The sequence below is a fragment of the Pseudomonas fluorescens group sp. PF-1 genome, from assembly GCF_054481335.1.
In genome coordinates this window covers 3,209,160-3,224,726 of sequence record NZ_JBTMNG010000002.1, presented here as the reverse complement: position 1 = coordinate 3,224,726, position 15,567 = coordinate 3,209,160, and the positions used below count along the sequence as shown (strand labels likewise).

Below are 15,567 nucleotides of genomic sequence, written 5' to 3'. Positions count from 1 at the left end.
ATTTTTTGTCTATATCCAACGAGTTGATCAGTGTAAAAGCCGCCACCGGTATCGAAGGGCTGGATGACATCCTCGATGGCGGACTCTCTCGCGGCCACGTGTTTCTACTGGAGGGCGAACCGGGCACCGGCAAGACCACCGTTGCCCTGCACTTTCTGTTGGCTGGCGCCCAGGCCGGCGAACGCTCGTTGTACATCACCCTGTCCGAAACCGAACGTGAACTGCGCCAGGGCGCCCGCTCCCACGGTTGGGAACTGGGCGAAAACGTGCATATTTTCGAACTGACGCCGCCGGAAAGCCTGCTCAATGCCCAGCACCAGCAGTCGCTGCTGTACTCCTCTGACCTGGAATTGGGCGAGGCCACCAAGCAAATCTTCGAAGTGGTCGAACGCTTCAAGCCAACCCGCGTGGTGCTCGACAGCCTGTCCGAGATTCGTCTGCTGGCCCAGAGCTCATTGCGCTACCGCCGGCAGATCCTCGCGATCAAGCACTACTTCGTGCGTTACGACGCCACCGTGTTGCTGCTCGACGACCTGACCACCGAGTCCCTCGACAAAACCGTGCACAGCGTGGCCCACGGCGTGATCCGCCTGGAGGAGCTGACCCCCAACTACGGCGCCGAACGGCGGCGTATCCGGGTGGTCAAGTACCGGGGCCAGAAATACCGTGGCGGCTTTCACGACTTCACCATCATGGGCGACGGCGTGCATGTGTTTCCACGCCTGGTGGCCGCCGAACACCGCGGGCGCTACCTGCGCCAGCAATTGACCAGCGGCATCACGGAAATGGACGCGCTGCTCGGCGGCGGGATTGAAACCGGCTCCAGCACGTTGATTCTCGGTCCGGCCGGTACCGGCAAATCCCTCATTTCCATGATCTTCGCAGCCGCCGCCGTGGCCAGGGGTGAAAAAGCCGCCTTGTTCATTTTCGACGAGGAACTGGGCCTGCTGTTCGAGCGCATGAAAAACATCGGTATCGATTTGCAGGGACTGCAGCACGGCGGCAATTTGCTGATCGAACAGGTGGATGCCGCTGAACTGTCCCCCGGCGAGTTCTCCCACCGGGTTCGTCGCTGCGTCGACGAGCGCAACATCAAGACCGTGGTCATCGACAGCATCAATGGCTACCAGGCGGCCATGCCCGAAGAGAACGCCCTGGTCCTGCACATGCACGAGCTGCTGCTGTACCTCAACCGTCAGGGCGCCGCGACCTTCATGACCGTCGCCCAGCATGGACTGGTCGGCGATATGCAGGCCCCGGTGGACATCACTTATCTGGCGGACACGGTGATTCTGCTGCGCTACTTCGAAGCCGTGGGCAAGGTGCGCCGGGCGATTTCGGTGATCAAGAAACGCACCGGCAGCCATGAATCCACCATTCGCGAGTACCGCATCAGCAGCCATGGCATGACCATCGGTGAGCCGCTGGAATCATTCCAGGGCGTTTTGCGCGGCGTACCCACTTATCTGGGCGCCAGCAACCCGTTGCTCGGGGAAGAAAGCCCATGACGGCGATCGAAGCCACGTCCGAGCGCGCGATCATCCTCGCGCCGCTGGGGCGTGACGGCCAGATCGCCTTGATGTTGCTCCGAGAAGCGGGATTCGACGGGATTGTCTGCGCAGGTCTGGTCGAGCTCTGCCGGGAACTGGAACAAGGTGCGGGGTTGCTGCTGATTTCCGCCGAGGCCTTGTTGGGCGTTGATCTGGACCCCTTGCTGGGCCTGATCGAGCAGCAGCCGGCCTGGTCGGACCTGCCGATCGTGTTGTTGACCCATCATGGCGGCCCGGAACAAAACCCCGCCTCACGTTTTGGCCCGCAGCTGGGCAATGTCACCTTCCTTGAGCGGCCCTTTCATCCGGAAACATTGATCAGCCTGGTGACCACTGCGCTGCGCGGACGTCGACGACAGTACGAGGCCCGGGACCGGCTGATCGACTTGAGCCAAAGCGAACTGCGCTTGCAGAACACCCTCGAAACCCTTGAGCAGCAAGTCGAAGAACGCACCGCACAGCTGCGTCACAACGAAGAAGTGTTGCGCCAGTCGCAAAAAATGGAGGCCGTCGGCCAACTCACTGGCGGTATCGCCCATGACTTCAACAACATGCTGACGGGCATCATCGGTAGCCTGGAGTTGCTGCGCCGGCGTCTGGCCCGTGGCCGCACCGAAGATCTGGACAGCCTGATCGACCTTGGCGTGACCTCGGCCAATCGCGCGGCGGGCCTGACTCACCGTCTGTTGGCGTTCTCCCGTCGCCAGTCGCTGGATTCCAAACCGGTGGAGATGAACAACCTGGTGATTTCCATGGGCGAATTGTTGCAACGCAGCATCAACGAAAGCATCCGTCTGGAAATGCAGCTGAGCGAGCACCTGTGGGTGGCCGAGGCCGATCCCAATCAACTGGAAAGTGCCCTGCTCAACCTGGTCATCAACGCCCGCGATGCCATGCCCGATGGCGGCAAACTGGTGGTGCGGACCGCGAACCAGCAACTGGACGCCCGCTTCACCGAAGCCCACAGCAACCTCAAACCGGGTGACTACGTGGTACTCAGTGTCACCGACAATGGCTGCGGCATGCCGCAAAGCACCATCAGCCGCGCTTTTGACCCGTTCTTCACCACCAAGCCTATCGGCCAGGGTACCGGCCTGGGGTTGTCGATGATCTATGGCTTCAGCAAACAATCCCGGGGCCATGTCGCCATTCAAAGCGAAGTGGACCAAGGCACGACCGTGAGCCTGTTCCTGCCGCGCTTCGGTGGCGACCTGCCCCGGGACAATCCGGTCGTTCGCCAGCATCCTCTGTTCGCGCAGAATGGCGAAACGGTACTGATCGTCGAGGATGACCCGGCGGTCCGGGTGTTGGTGAGTACCGTGTTGAGCGAGCTGGGCTATGCCTTCGTCGAGGCTGGCGATGCAGCCGCCGCGTTGCCGGTTCTCGATTCGGGGCAGCGTATCGACCTGATGATCAGCGACGTCGGCCTGCCCGGCATGAACGGCCGGCAACTGGCGGAAATCGGCAGGCAGTACCGGCCCGGGCTCAAGGTCTTGTTCATCACCGGCTATGCCGAGCACGCGGCGGTGCGCGGGGGGGTCCTCGACCCTGGCATGCAGATGATCACCAAGCCGTTCACCTTCGACCTGTTAACGGCGAAGGTGCGGGAGATGATCAGCGTCTGAAGCACCCGCCCTCCTCAGGACAGCATGTCCTGCATCATTTCCTGCAACACATCCAGGTCGAACGGTTTGGCGAGGATAGGCGCCGTGCGCGTGATCGGGCTGTCGGTTTCACGGATTTCCTGCGGATAGCCGCTGATGAATATCACCTTCAGCTCCGGTCGCAGCTTGATCGCGGGCTCGGCGATCTGCACCCCGGAGATTCCGCCCGGCAGGCGGAAGTCGGTGATCATCATGTCCAGGTGCGGCTTGCTGGCGAGGATCTCGAAGGCCTGCTCGCCGTTTTCGGCCTTCAGTACCCGGTAGCCCTCCCCCGACAGATAGGCCGACAGCACCATCAGAATCGAGGGGTCATCTTCGACGATCAATACGACATCTTGTGCATCTTCACTCATGGGAAGCCTTTGTTCGGTCAATAGCTGCTGATACGACCATGGGGTCGATCAGAGGTTGCGTTTATCGGACTGTTTTCCTACAGCGGCAGACAAACGCGAAACAGGGCGCCTTCGCCAATCCGGCTTTCGACGGTAATGGTACCGCCATGGGCGGTCACTATCTGTTCAGAAATAAACAATCCCAACCCAAGCCCGGCGACGGCGTGTTTGGCCGTGACGCGCTCGAACTGCTGGAAAATCCTGTGCTGGTTCTCTTCACTGATGCCGATCCCGAAGTCACGCACTTCCACCCGTGCTTCACCACGCTCACTGTACACCTTCACGGTAATCGGACTCTTGGCCCCGTAACGCAGGGCGTTGGTCAGCAGATTGGAAATGACCTGCTCGATACGAAACTCATCCCATTGGCCGACCACCGGTTGCTCGGCCACCAGGGTCACCGACGACTCGGCGGCCTCGATCTGTGCGGCGAAGTTCTGCAACAGGTTGCGAACCCGTTCCGACAGATCGAAGCGTGTCGGTCGAATCGACAGCTTGCCGGTGCGAATACGCGACACATCGAGCATGTCTTCGATCAGGCGAATCAGGCTTTTGATCTGCCGCTCATCGCGTTCGACCATGGCCTGCATCTTGTCGAGGGTAAACGCCGCAGCGTTATCCCGGGCCAGGTGCATCTTGCGCAACTGGGTCTCGAGGATCAGGCCATTGAGCGGCGTGCGCACTTCGTGGGCGACGATCGACATGAAGTCATCGCGCATCCGCACGGCCTGCTCCAACTCCAGCTGGGTACTTTGCAAGCGCTTGAGCAACGCCTCCTGCTCGCGCCGGCTCTGCTCCAGCGCCTCGACCTGTTGCTTCATGGCCTTGCTCTGACGAAACAGCTCGACGAACACATTGACCTTGCTCTTGACCGCATGAATGTCCAGCGGTTTGTGCAGGAAGTCCACGGCACCGCTTTCATAGCCCTTGAACGCGTAATTCAGCTCGCGACCGGCGGCACTGACGAACACGATCGGAATGTTTTTGGTCTTTTCCGTGCCACGCATCAACTCGGCCAGTTCAAAACCATTCATGCCGGGCATCTGCACATCGAGAATGGCCATGGCGAATTCGTGCTGCAACAACAGCGACAAGGCTTCATCGGCGCAAAGCGCCTTGTAGACGATGCGATCCTCGCGCTTGATCAGCGCTTCGAGCGCCAGCAGGTTTTCCGGCAGATCGTCGACAATCAGCAGTTTGGCCTGGAAATTACTTAGCATGCGATTTGTTCCAGCTCGACAAGCAAACGGCCAATGCCGCGGATAGTGAGTATGTGGTCAGGCTGGTGAATATCCAGCGCCGCCTGGGGCATGGTCGCGACCTGCGCCTCGTCCGGATCCTGCACGACCGTCAGTCCGCCACGTCGCTTGACCTGCGCCAGGCCGTGGGCGCCATCGCGGTTGGCGCCGGTCAGCAGCACGGCAGCCAGTTTCGGCCCATAGGCATCGGCAGCCGATTCGAACAAGTAGTCGATGGCGGGTCGCGAATAATGCACGCGGTCTTCAAGGCTCAAGGAAAAGCTGCGGTCCTGCTCCACTGACAAGTGATAACCGGGCGCGGCGAAATACAGGGTTCCGGCTTCGATGCGACTTTTGTCGCTGGCCTCCAGAACCGGCAGGGCCACCCGTCGGGCAAATACTTCCGCCAGGTGGCTGCGCCGCTCATCCGGCAGGTGCAGTACCACAACGATCGGCAACCCAAAGCCTTCACGCAGCGGGGTAAGGATATTGAGCAGCGCTTCAACGCCGCCTGCCGACGCGCCGATCACGATTGCTTCTATAGAAGGCAAGCCCATGGCGTCGTTCATGATTTACGGTAGATCCGCTCCTGCTTGGCCAAGGACTCGAACTGATTGCCATAGGCCGAAAAATCCGGGGTTTCCTTGCTCCCAAGCACCAGAAATCCACGGTGGCACAGTGACTCGTGAAACAACCCGAACGCGCGATCCTGCAATTTTTTATTGAAATAAATCAATACGTTACGACATGAAATTAATTGTGTTTCTGAAAATACACTGTCGGTCGCCAGGCTGTGGTCGGCGAACGTCACGTTCTCGCACAGCGACTTGTCGAAAATCGCGTAGCCATAGGCAGCCGTGTAGTAATCGGCGAAGGAGCGCTGGCCTCCGGCGTGCTGGTAATTAGACGTATAGGCCCGGACATTCTCCATCGAAAAAATGCCTTGCTTGGCTTTTTCCAGGGAGCGTGGGTTGATGTCGGTGGCATAGATGATGGTGCGATCGAGCAGGCCTTCTTCGCGCAGCAAAATCGCCATCGAATAGACCTCTTCGCCCGTGCTGCAGCCGGCGATCCAGATCTTGATCGACGGGTAAGTCTTGAGCAGCGGTACCACTTCCTTGCGTATGGCCAGAAAATGCGAGGGATCACGGAACATTTCACTGACTGGAATCGTCAGCAGCTGCAGCAATTGCATGAATGCCTTCGGATCGTGCAGAACCTTCTCCTGCAGGGCCGAAATGGTGCCGCACTCGAACTGGCTCAGCGCGTGCGTCACCCGGCGCTTGATCGAAGCGCCGGAATAATCGCGAAAATCGTAGCTGTACTTGAGGTAGATCGCCTCGATCAACAAGCGCAATTCGATTTCGCTGTTTCGCTCACCTGAATAGTTGCGCTCCACTAGATACGTTCCATCTTCGGCAACCACACACGAATCAGCGAAAACAGGCGATCCAGGTCGATGGGCTTGGCCAGGTAATCGTTGGCGCCCGCCTGCAGGCAGCGCTCCTGATCGTCCTTCATGGCCTTGGCCGTCACCGCAATGATCGGCAGTTTGCGCCAGCGCGGGTCCTTGCGGATTTCGGTGGTGGCTTCGAAGCCATCCATCTCCGGCATCATCACATCCATCAACACCAGATCGATGTCCTCGACTTCATTCAATCGATCAATCGCCTCAAGGCCATTACGCCCGATGATCACGACTGCGCCCTTTTGCTCCAGTGCGCTGGTAAGGGCGAAGATGTTGCGTACGTCGTCGTCCACCAGCAGCACTTTGCGCCCCTCGAACACCTTGTCGCGGCTGCGGGCGGTCTTGAGCATGGTCTGTCGTTCATGGGACAGCCGGGATTCGACTTTGTGCAGAAAAAGTGTGACCTCATCCAGCAAGCGCTCGGGCGAACGCGCGCCCTTGATGATGATCGAGCGCGAATACTTGCGCAGTTCGGTTTCTTCGTCCCGGGTCAGATTGCGCCCGGTGTAGACGATCACCGGCGGAAACGAGCAGATGTCCTCGGTCGACATGCGTTTGAGCAGGTCATTGCCGAGCATGTCCGGCAGTTTCAGGTCGATGATCATGCAATCGAAGATCGTGGTACGCAGCAGGTCCAGTGCATCTTGCGCCAGGCCGACGGCGGTGATTTCGATGTCATCGTCGCCGATCAGGCGGGAAATGCTGTCGCGCTGCAGGTCATCGTCTTCCACCAGCAGCACGCGTTTGACTTTCTGGGTCAGCTTGGCTTCAAGGCGCGCAAAGACGTCCTTGAGTTCTTCGCGAGTGGTGGGCTTGACCGCATAACCGATGGCGCCCATGTGCATCGCCGCCTCGACCCGGTCTTCAACGGAAATCACGTGCACCGGTATGTGTCGGGTTTGCGCGTGCTCCTTGAGGCGTTGCAGGACGGTCAACCCGGAATGATCGGGCAGGCGCATGTCCAGCAGGATCGCGTCGGGGCTGAACTCGCGGGCCAGGTCGTAGCCTTCATCGGCACCGTGGGCCACCAGGCACTGATAACCCAGCTCATGGGCGAGATCGTAGAGAATGTGCGCAAAGTTCGGCTCGTCCTCGACCACCAGAATGCAGCGGGTAGCGAACGGCGCCCGGTTGCGGTCATCGTCGAAGCGCGGAATGTCTTCGACAATCAGCGGTGCCGAGATGGCCGGCGCCACGGGCGGGGCTGCCGCTACCGCCACTGGACGCATCGGTTCGACAGGGTCGTCCCCCGCTTCGACGTATTGTTGCGGCAACACCAGGGTGAACACGCTGCCCTCTCCCGGTGTACTGCTGACGCTGATGGAGCCGCCCAGCAAAGCGGCCAGGTCGCGGGAGATCGACAAGCCCAGCCCGGTGCCGCCGTAACGGCGATTGGTGGTGCCATCGGCCTGGCGAAAGGCTTCGAAAATGCTTTCCTGCTGATCCTCGGCAATGCCGATCCCTGTGTCGCGCACCGTAAAGGCAATGCCGTGGTTGGGCGCCGAGGCAACGCTGAGGCTGACGCTGCCCTTTTCGGTGAACTTCACCGCGTTCGACAGCAGGTTCTTGATGACCTGCTCCAGCCGCTGGCGGTCGGTAAAGATCAACGAAGGAGCGCTGTCTTCCAGCGTGGCGTGGAATGCCAGTTGCTTGTCCGTGGCCAATGCCTGGAACATCCCGCGCAAGCCATCCACCAGACGCGCAACGCTGGTGTTTTCCGGGCGGATCTCGAGTTTGCCGGCCTCGACCTTGGAAATATCGAGAATGTCGTTGATCAGGTTGAGCAAGTCATTACCGGCGCTATAGATCGATTCGGCGAACTTGACCTGTTCGGCGCTGAGGTTCTCCTGAGGGTTTTCCGCCAGCAACTTGGCCAGGATCAACGAACTGTTCAGCGGCGTGCGCAGTTCGTGGGACATGTTGGCGAGAAATTCCGACTTGTATTTGCTGGAACGCTGCAGCTCTTCGGCGCGCTCTTCGAGTTGACGCTGGGCCTGATTGAGCTCGGTGTTCTTCAGGTCCATGGCGTCGCGCTGCTCGGCCAGAATGGTTGCTTGTTCGGCGAGTTGTTCGTTGGTCTGCTCCAGCTCCACCTGCTGGGTTTCCAGGTGTGCCTGGGACTCCTTGAGGATTCGCGACTGCTCTTCGAGTTCTTCGTTGGCGGTCTTGAGCTCTTCCTGCTGCACCTGTAGCTCTTCGTTGAGTTGCTGGGTTTCGGCAAGCACTTCCTGCAGGCGCTGACGATAACGCGCGGCCTCGATGGAGGTGCCGATGTTGGCCGCTATCAGCTCAAGCAGTTCGATGTCGCGATCGATCAGTGGGCGCAGGAAACCCAGTTCGATGACGCCATTGACCCGATCGTCGTCGCTGGTTGGCACCACCAGCACACTGTGCGGCAAGCCCTGGCCGAGGCCGGAACTGACCTTGAAATAGTCGCTCGGCACGTTGTCCAGGCGGATCAGGCGTGCCTGTTGCGCCACTTGGCCGACAATGCCTTCGTCACTGTAGATCTGCTGATCGATGGCTTCCTGCTCACGGGAAAAGCCGTAGGACGCCACGCGCCTGAGGCCGCCGTGCTCTTCGCGGACATACAGCGCGGCCACGGCGCTGCCCAGGTACTGCGCACAGAACTGCAGGATGTTGCGCCCCAACAGATTGAGGCTCAGTTGCCCCAGCACTTGTTCAGCCAGTTCGGTCTGGCCATTGCGCAGCCAGGCTTGCTGCTCCAGGCGATGGGCGCTGGCCTGCTGCGCGGCAAGGTTGGCGCTGTAACTGTTGGACAGATTGAGCAAGTCGCGACGGCCAATGTAAGCCAGCAAGCCACTGATGCCAGCGATGAACAACAGGTAGAGACCGATGCTCCAGACTGTCGTGCGCCGCACCTCATCGTTGCGGGTGGTGCGCAGTTGTTGCTCCATGTCGATCACGTCTTCGAATTGCTTGCGGATCTCATCGGTCAAGCGCTTGCCTTTCCCAGCCCTTACCGCGCCGCGATAATCGCCGCTGGTTCGCTGCAAATCGATCATGCCTTGCGCATAATCGGCCCATTCCTGTTGCAACGCCTGCAGGCGGTGCAGACGGTCGGTCTGGGCCGGGTTGTCGCCAGTCAATTCGAGCAAGGTTTTGAGGACGACCTCGATTCTCGGCTTCGCCGTTTCATAGGGTTCGAGAAATTTTTCGTCACTGCTGAGCAGGAAGCCGCGCATGCCGGTTTCCAGATCGACCGTCAGCTTGAGCGCTTCATTGGCGTTATTGATCACTCGATCCGTGTGCTCGACCCACTGGATCGTCGACAGCAGGTACATGATCAACGAAACGAAGAACACCGCACTGACAACGCCGACACCCAGCGGGAGGCTGATATTGCGGCTCAGGAGTTTGCGGAACCGTTGCTCATCAACTGAAGACTCAGAGGTCATAGTCAAGCCTTGTCCAACCGGTGAAAACCAAGGAGTTTGCCCCATAAATGGCGCATTGATCCAATTTCTGATGCGTTTTTGTGCGATTTCCTACATTCAGCTGATTTGATGCCACAGGAGCGGTTATCCTTCCATGTGCTGTGTCACTACTCTTTTTATAGCCTGTCGGGGAACTTGTCGGCAGTCGCCATTTACTCATGCAAGACGCCGGCGATTTAGATCGACTGGCAACCCTCACCAATTTTCGAGATGCCACCATGTCCGCCAACGCTCCCATCATCCTGGTCGTCGAAGACGATGCCATCGTGCGCATGTTGATTGTCGATGTGCTGGAGGAGCTTGAGTTCAAAATTCTTGAAGCCGATGGCTGCGAACAGGCGCTGGATTTCCTCAATGACGAAGACCAGCACATCGACTTGATGATGACCGATGTCGGCCTGCCGGTGATGGATGGTCGGGAACTGGCCGAGCAGGCGCGCATGCTGCGCCATGAATTGCCGGTGCTGTTTGCCAGCGGTTATGCCGAAAGCATCGAAGCGCCCGAAGGCATGCATGTGATTGGCAAACCCTTCTCCATCGATCAGTTGCGGGACAAGGTCAAGGGCATTCTCGAGTGATCCTGCTACCCGCCGTGGTGTAATACCGCCCCTCTCTTACTTGCCTGCCCCCTGCACGCTTCAAGGAACCCCCGTACATGAGTCAACCTCGCGCAACCAGCGTCCTGGTCATTGGTTACGTCTGGCCCGAGCCCCGCTCCTCCGCAGCCGGTGGCCACATGATGCAAATCCTTGAGACTTTCCTGCAGCAGGGTTGGGACATCACCTTCAGCAGCCCGGCCGGCAGCGGTGAGCACCGGGCCGACCTCACGGCGCTGGGCATTCGCGAAGTGCCGATCGAGTTGAACAACAGCAGTTTTGACACGTTCATCCACGAACTGGCGCCGGATGTGGTGTTGTTCGATCGCTTCATGATGGAAGAACAGTTCGGCTGGCGCGTGGAGAAACATTGTCCTGCCGCGCTGCGCGTGCTTGAAACCTCTGACCTGCAAAGCCTGCGCGATGCCCGGCACCAGCGACTCAAGGCGCGGCTGAAGGCCAGTGACGACGTCAATGATTTCACGGACTTGTTCGCACCTGCATTGCGTGAAGAGTTCGAGTTCATGGCCGATACCGATCTGGCCAAACGGGAAATTGCAGCGATTTATCGTTGTGATTTGAACCTGATGATTTCCGACGTGGAAATCGAGTTGCTGGTCGAGCAATTCAATCTTCCGCCAAGCCTGCTGCACTGGTGTCCGCTGATGGTTGATCTGCCGAACCAGTCGCCGGTCCCGTTCGAAGACCGCGCGCATTTCCTGCACATTGGCAATTTTCGGCATGCGCCCAACTGGGATGCGGTGCTCTGGCTGAAAACCATCATCTGGCCAATGATCCGCGAGCAAATACCTGACGCGCAGTTGCACATCTATGGTGCTTACACGCCGCCCAAGGCGACCGCGCTGCACAATGCCGCCCAGGGCTTTCACGTGATGAACTGGGCGGAAGACGCGTTGCAAGTCATGTCAGCGGCACGGGTGTGCCTGGCGCCGCTGCGTTTTGGTGCGGGAATCAAAGGCAAACTCGTCGATGCGATGCTCTGCGGCACGCCCAATGTCACCACCCCGATGGGGGCGGAAGCCATGCACGGCGAGCAAGCGTGGCCCGGCGCCGTGACCCGGTCCGCTCGCGACTTCGCCGACAACGCTGTGCGGCTGTATACCGACAAGGTTCTGTGGCAGCGTACGCAAGTTCAAGCGCAGGCTCTGCTAGCCAGCCGTTACCAGCAATCCATTCACGGGCCCGCCCTGATTGAAAGGCTGGTTAATTGCCAACGGCATTTGGCGCAGATCCGCCGGGACAACTTTACCGGCAGCATGTTGCGTCACCATCATCACAAGAGCACTCAGTACATGGCGCAATGGATCGAGGCAAAGAATCGCATTCCCTAAAAGTCTATTGCGCTTCAAATAACGTGACGCGCCAAAAACCGTGTTCGGCTTTCCCTTTAAAGAGCGAATAACTATGTATCTGGTGTGTGGCGAAGCGCTGTTCGATTTCTTCAGTGAAGACGACGCCAGCGGCCTGGCTTCAAAAGTGAATTTCAAGGCGATTGCCGGCGGCTCGCCGTTCAACGTTGCAGTAGGATTGCGCCGCTTGGGCGTGGACGTGGCGCTGTTTGCCGGGTTGTCGACCGACTACCTGGGGCGGCGCTTGTTGCAAGTGTTGCAGGATGAAGGCGTAGGCACCGACTATCTGGTGGATTTCGCGGCGCCCACCACCCTGGCCATGGTCGCGGTCGGGGCCAATGGCTCGCCGCACTACAGCTTCCGTGGTGAAGGCTGCGCCGACCGCCAACTGAAACCGCAACATCTGCCAGAACTGGGGCCGCAGGTGCGCGGGTTGCACATCGGTTCATTTTCGCTGGTGGTGCAGCCAGTGGCCGACACACTGCTGGAACTGGTGCGTCGCGAAAGTGGCCGGCGCCTGATCAGCCTCGACCCGAACGTGCGGCTTAATCCCGAGCCGGATATCGAGCTGTGGCGCTCACGGATGGCCACGCTGGTCGAGCACGCCGACCTGATCAAAGTCAGCGACGAAGATTTGAGCCTGCTGTATCCCGGACAAGACCCTGCGCGAGTGATCGATGGCTGGTTGCAACACCGTTGCCAGTTGGTGTTTTTGACCCGGGGTGGCGAAGGCGCCACCGTATTCAGTCGCGCTCATGGTTCATGGTCGGTTCCCGCCTGTTCGGTGAAAATCGCCGACACCGTCGGTGCCGGCGATACCTTTCAAGCGTCTTTGATTACCTGGTTGACCGAGCACCAACTGGATTCGGTTGAAGGTCTGGGACAACTGAGTCGCGAGCAGATCGACGCGATACTCAGGTTTGCGGTTCAGGCCGCCGCGCTGACGTGCAGCAAGACCGGACCGGACTTGCCGTATCGCCATCAGTTGGACCTTCGCTGAACCGGGGGGCCCTATCGCGAGCAAGCTCACGCCTACGATTCCTGGTCATGCACAGCGACCGGTGTGGGAGCGAGCTGGCTCGCGATGACGATCCTTCAGGCGCTGAAACAGCCGTGCTTACAACACCGAGAAGTTGTAGCTGACAATCAACCGTGTCTCATCCACATCCCGGGCGATTTTTTCGTAGTTGGTTCGGTACGTCGCGTTACGCAAGCGCAAGCTCACATCCTTGAACGTGCCGCTCTGCACCACGTACTTGAGCTCGCTGTCGCGCTCCCATTCCTTACCTTCCACGTCGCTGCCAGGCACCTTGATGTGATCGCCGTTTACATAGCGGGTCAGGAATGTCAGGCCATCCAGGCCGATGCCCTTGAAGTCATAGTCGTAGCGCAACTGCCATGAACGTTCCTGCGCGGCCGCGAAATCGTTGACTTGCACATAGTTGACCAGGTACGGGTTGGAGCCATCCAGATACGGCATCGAATTGTCGCCGTTCATGCGCTGCCACCCTGCGCTGAGCGTATGGCTGTTGATGGCGTAGGCAAGCATTGCGCTCAGGGCGCGGTTGTCGATGGACCCGGCGCGGGCGGCACCGCTGTCGGCACTGTCGATCACGCGCATATCGGCCTTGAGCACACCGCTGCCCAACGGTTGGTTGCCCAGCAAGCCCACGAACTGCTGGCGGTAAATGTCTTCGAGCTCCGAGTAGTGATACTGGGCTGTCAGGCGATCGTTGATCGTGTAATCGACGCCGTACATATCGAAGTGATCAGCGGTGACGTTGCAGGCATAGCGCTTGTTCTTGCAGTTCACGCGAATGTCCTGGGCATCGGTGGAGTCCCGGGCGGTGTACTTGTCCAGTCGCGCCGCCATGAGGGTCAGATCGTTCACCTCTTTGGAGGTCAGCATGGCGCCGTTGAACATCGTCGGCAGCAAACGCCCGTCGTTGTATTTGAGCAGTGGCAAATCGGGCCGCAATGCGCCGTATTTCAGCACGCTTTTCGAAACCCGCACTTTGGCCGTAAGGCCGAGCTTGGCGTATTGGTCTGCCGAACCGCGCGGGTTTTCCCCACTGGATGGCAGCAGGCCGCTATTGCTGCTATCGGGACTGGAGTCAAGCTTGAAGCCGGCCATGCCCAAGGCGTCGATACCAAAACCGACTGTGCCCTCGGTGTACCCCGACTGCAGGTTGAGAATAAAACCCTGGGCCGACTCGTCACGCTTGGAGGCGCCCTGTTCGGTGGAAGTGTGCCCATCACGGAAATCACGATTGAAATACATCGTGCGCGATTCGATGTTCGCCGTGGTGTCGTCGATAAAACCGCTCGCTTGGCTCGATCCGGTAAAACCGGCGCACAGGACCAGAGCGCCGAAGCCGAATGACTGGCGCACGGTGATAAAGGTAAAGGGGGAACGCATTTAAAACTCCAACAGTGCCGCTCGCGCCAAAGCGCAAGCAGCCAAAAATAGCCTTCATCCAGGCCAATGGCTGGCCTGAAGAAGTGAAAACGCAGGGGGGGGTGATGGGCAATGATGGCAGAGGGCTTTCTTTACAAGGATACGACCTTAGTCTGAAAGACTCCGCCAAACGGTAGCGGCCAGGCGACAGGTGGCATTCAGGCGAGTTAACCAATGCTTAATCACGCAGTCAAACACTCTACTGGACCGCACGCCCTCAGAGCCCTCTGACGCCCAGTGCGGCAGGTTCGACGAAACGTCGAACTGACTTCCGTCTGCACTGGAGAACGCCCCATGAACTCGCGCACCCTGCTCGTTTCCGCCGCCCTGGCCTGTGTCTCATTGACAGGCTTGGCTCAGGCCAATGACACCTCCACCACTCAGGCCGTGCCTTCCTATCATTACGGCATGCCGCTGCACGTGGGCAAAGTCATCGCGCTGACCGAACCTGACACCCTGGATTGCAAGGTGATCAGCGCGCACATGAAATACATCGATGAGCAGACAGGCAAACCCGCAGAAATCGCCTACAGAAAACTGTCTGATGCCTGTAGTTATCAGAACTGACTGAAAAGTCTTAAATAACACCTTGCGGTATTCGTGAAAGGATTCAGGCGCTATGCTCTAGCGCCTTCCCCCACTGCCGCAAGGATTCGCCATGCAGTTATCGTTTCGCACATTGTCGATATTCACCGCCGCATTATGTCTGCTACTGGCGTTGGTATGGGGTGTGATGCCCAAATGGTTGCTGGCGACCTGGGACATCGAATATTCACTGACGGCGGGACTGATGGCACGGCGCATCGCCGTACTGTTTGCGGCGCTGTGCGTGATTTTTTATCGAGTCCGCAATGAAGAGCCTTCCCCCATACGTCAAGCGCTGAGCTATGGCTTTATGGTCGGCTGCTGGGGACTGGCAGCACTGGGTTTCGGCGAATGGCTCAATGGCCATGCCGGTCCGGGCATACTGCTGGCGGTCGGATTCGAACTGGCGCTGGGCCTGGCGTTTTTCCAGACCCAGCGCGTGTCGGCGGAGCTTGAAACAGCGGGCTAACCGACCTTGCCAACCACGTGGCGGTGCTCGCTTTCTGTATGGTGAAGCTGCAGGTCGGAACGCAGTTCGGCGATCAGATCATTGATTTCCCGGCAACCATTCAGGCGTTTTGCGTTTATACCCGTCTTCAATAGATCCAGCTGATCGGTTGCACCGTCCGCATAGACTTTCACCGTCATCGATAACTCCGGCGACAGCGAGCATTCACACCGTTTCGGTAGAAAACTGCTTTCAATGATGTTGCGTAGTTCCAAGGCAGATAAAAACATAGTGACCCTCTCCTTCGTGAGACTGCCAATCAACTATCGGCACTGACTCA

General features: G+C 58.9%; 14 protein-coding genes. 7 read left to right on the top strand and 7 right to left on the bottom strand.

Annotated features, from left to right (window positions below):
* Nucleotides 1-5 precede the first annotated feature (5 nt).
* A complete protein-coding gene (locus tag ACX3YD_RS29700; protein ID WP_103405669.1) occupies nucleotides 6-1,508 on the top strand; it encodes an ATPase domain-containing protein in 1,503 nt (500 codons plus the stop codon).
* Nucleotides 1,505-3,175 carry a response regulator gene (locus ACX3YD_RS29695; protein WP_458961764.1) on the top strand — a complete coding sequence of 557 codons (1,671 nt, stop codon included), beginning with the start codon at nucleotides 1,505-1,507 and terminating at the stop codon, nucleotides 3,173-3,175. Before ACX3YD_RS29700 ends, ACX3YD_RS29695 begins: the two co-directional genes overlap by 4 nt.
* Nucleotides 3,176-3,189: 14 nt before the next feature.
* Here the strand turns inward: ACX3YD_RS29695 and ACX3YD_RS29690 are convergent, their stop codons facing one another.
* The 5 genes from ACX3YD_RS29690 to ACX3YD_RS29670 all read right to left on the bottom strand — a co-directional run bounded on the left by ACX3YD_RS29690 (nucleotide 3,190) and on the right by ACX3YD_RS29670 (nucleotide 9,731).
* The gene (locus ACX3YD_RS29690; protein ID WP_458961763.1) at nucleotides 3,190-3,567 is read right to left on the bottom strand and encodes a response regulator; all 378 of its coding nucleotides are present in this window, start codon (nucleotides 3,565-3,567) and stop codon (nucleotides 3,190-3,192) included.
* 77 nt (nucleotides 3,568-3,644) lie between these two features.
* Nucleotides 3,645-4,826, bottom strand: coding sequence for a hybrid sensor histidine kinase/response regulator (locus ACX3YD_RS29685; RefSeq protein WP_090469526.1), 1,182 nt, complete (start codon nucleotides 4,824-4,826; stop codon nucleotides 3,645-3,647).
* The gene (locus ACX3YD_RS29680) at nucleotides 4,820-5,413 is read right to left on the bottom strand and encodes a chemotaxis protein CheB (RefSeq protein ID WP_047528665.1); all 594 of its coding nucleotides are present in this window, start codon (nucleotides 5,411-5,413) and stop codon (nucleotides 4,820-4,822) included. Before ACX3YD_RS29680 ends, ACX3YD_RS29685 begins: the two co-directional genes overlap by 7 nt.
* Entirely contained in the window at nucleotides 5,410-6,243 is an 834-nt protein-coding gene (locus ACX3YD_RS29675) for a CheR family methyltransferase (protein WP_103405672.1), read from the bottom strand. The genes ACX3YD_RS29680 and ACX3YD_RS29675 overlap by 4 nt, the downstream gene beginning before the upstream one ends.
* Nucleotides 6,243-9,731: a response regulator gene (locus ACX3YD_RS29670; protein ID WP_458962096.1), complete on the bottom strand. Its 3,489-nt coding sequence runs from the start codon at nucleotides 9,729-9,731 to the stop codon at nucleotides 6,243-6,245. Before ACX3YD_RS29670 ends, ACX3YD_RS29675 begins: the two co-directional genes overlap by 1 nt.
* A gap of 257 nt (nucleotides 9,732-9,988) precedes the next feature.
* Between ACX3YD_RS29670 and ACX3YD_RS29665 the strand changes: the two genes are divergently transcribed.
* The 3 genes from ACX3YD_RS29665 (at nucleotide 9,989) to ACX3YD_RS29655 (ending at nucleotide 12,736) form a co-directional block, all read left to right on the top strand.
* Nucleotides 9,989-10,348, top strand: a complete 360-nt coding sequence (locus ACX3YD_RS29665) for a response regulator (protein WP_458961762.1) — start codon at nucleotides 9,989-9,991, stop codon at nucleotides 10,346-10,348.
* A gap of 77 nt (nucleotides 10,349-10,425) precedes the next feature.
* Nucleotides 10,426-11,718: a glycosyltransferase gene (locus ACX3YD_RS29660; RefSeq protein WP_458961761.1), complete on the top strand. Its 1,293-nt coding sequence runs from the start codon at nucleotides 10,426-10,428 to the stop codon at nucleotides 11,716-11,718.
* A 73-nt stretch (nucleotides 11,719-11,791) separates the two neighbouring features.
* On the top strand, nucleotides 11,792-12,736 hold the full coding sequence (locus ACX3YD_RS29655; RefSeq protein ID WP_458961760.1) for a carbohydrate kinase family protein: 945 nt from the start codon (nucleotides 11,792-11,794) through the stop codon (nucleotides 12,734-12,736).
* A gap of 117 nt (nucleotides 12,737-12,853) precedes the next feature.
* On the opposite strand, the gene ACX3YD_RS29650 is transcribed toward ACX3YD_RS29655, so the two are convergent.
* Nucleotides 12,854-14,155 carry an OprD family porin gene (locus ACX3YD_RS29650; RefSeq protein ID WP_458961759.1) on the bottom strand — a complete coding sequence of 434 codons (1,302 nt, stop codon included), beginning with the start codon at nucleotides 14,153-14,155 and terminating at the stop codon, nucleotides 12,854-12,856.
* 333 nt (nucleotides 14,156-14,488) lie between these two features.
* Here ACX3YD_RS29650 and ACX3YD_RS29645 point away from each other — a divergent pair, with 333 nt between their 5' ends.
* Both ACX3YD_RS29645 and ACX3YD_RS29640 read left to right on the top strand, forming a co-directional pair.
* On the top strand, nucleotides 14,489-14,761 hold the full coding sequence (locus tag ACX3YD_RS29645; protein WP_458961758.1) for a DUF2790 domain-containing protein: 273 nt from the start codon (nucleotides 14,489-14,491) through the stop codon (nucleotides 14,759-14,761).
* A gap of 91 nt (nucleotides 14,762-14,852) precedes the next feature.
* Nucleotides 14,853-15,248 carry a hypothetical protein gene (locus ACX3YD_RS29640; RefSeq protein ID WP_047528650.1) on the top strand — a complete coding sequence of 132 codons (396 nt, stop codon included), beginning with the start codon at nucleotides 14,853-14,855 and terminating at the stop codon, nucleotides 15,246-15,248.
* On the opposite strand, the gene ACX3YD_RS29635 is transcribed toward ACX3YD_RS29640, so the two are convergent.
* Entirely contained in the window at nucleotides 15,245-15,517 is a 273-nt protein-coding gene (locus tag ACX3YD_RS29635) for a DUF1652 domain-containing protein (protein ID WP_047528649.1), read from the bottom strand. The genes ACX3YD_RS29640 and ACX3YD_RS29635 overlap by 4 nt on opposite strands.
* Nucleotides 15,518-15,567: the final 50 nt, after the last annotated feature.